Raw genomic sequence first — 1,033 nt, 5'->3', positions numbered from 1 at the left:
TTTTTGTAAACTTCTATTTTCCTGCGGAAAATAGCCGTTCACGTAAAACGCAACTTTCAATAACACAAACTCGTTGTGTGCAAGTGTAACAGACCCGACAACATGATAACAATGAAAGACATATTACCAGATTGGATTGCAAAACAGGCTTCACTTGGACCTAATATCGAGGTTGACACTGAATTGAATGATGACAATGCATTTTGGTATTTCTTGACAGCATGTTGCCCATTGATTTTTGAAAAGTATGCCTTGATTTTACATCCATTTTGGATTAATTATAAGGCAAAGAAAGAAATAGAATCAGGAATTAATTTAACTGAAGAAGACTTTAAAGATTCGGATTATGAACCTTTGACATGGAATGACTTTTTCAAGAGATTTGATTTTGATTTTCAGTTTGAATCGGCTTATAAAACTAAACAACAACTTGAGAGAAAATTACGTGAACCTGAATGGCCTGATTATGTATGGGCACCTGGAGAGGGAGATTGTGAGTTTGTCGATTTAAAAAAGCTCTGTGATGAAATTATTCAGATACATGATGATTGCGTGGTGAACTTTTTTTACTGTTTGCTAAAAACAAAAGACTGGGAAAATGAAAGGTTGATTAAAGATAAATTATCACGACTTGATTTATTGTACAAGGATGATGAGTTAAGAGATAGTCCGACTGCGATTTTTCCAGATTCTAAAGATTGGTGTATTGTTTCAGATTATGATTTACCAATGACTTTTATTGGAGGTTCGGCAGATTTGATTGATAAGGTAAAAAAACGGACTGATATTGAGATTTTTGAGATTCAACCAAGATTTGGAATAAAAACACCAGCACACAACACGCAATAAAAAACATAGGGCAGAAAGTGCTAAAATTGAACGACATAACATTTAATAAACGGCTCGGTAACTTGATAGGTAGGAGCTTCAAAATGCCCTACGTTTCTTATTGCCATCCGTTGCCAAAAATTGCGCTCACTCATATTCTGAAAATTGGAATTTATGATTTTATCAATGTGTGTTTTCAATATAA

At 33.9% G+C, this 1,033-nt stretch carries 1 protein-coding gene; it reads left to right on the top strand.

Going from position 1 to position 1,033, the window contains the following annotated elements; translation table 11 throughout:
* Nucleotides 1–111: 111 nt before the first annotated feature.
* A complete protein-coding gene (locus MC378_RS15350) occupies nucleotides 112–849 on the top strand; it encodes a hypothetical protein (protein ID WP_242179723.1) in 738 nt (245 codons plus the stop codon).
* Nucleotides 850–1,033 lie beyond the last annotated feature (184 nt).

This window comes from Polaribacter marinus (assembly GCF_022662535.1).
Taxonomy (GTDB): Bacteria; Bacteroidota; Bacteroidia; order Flavobacteriales; family Flavobacteriaceae; genus Polaribacter; species Polaribacter marinus.
Note: the sequence above shows the minus strand (reverse complement) of the source record. Positions and strands in the feature narration are given on the sequence as shown.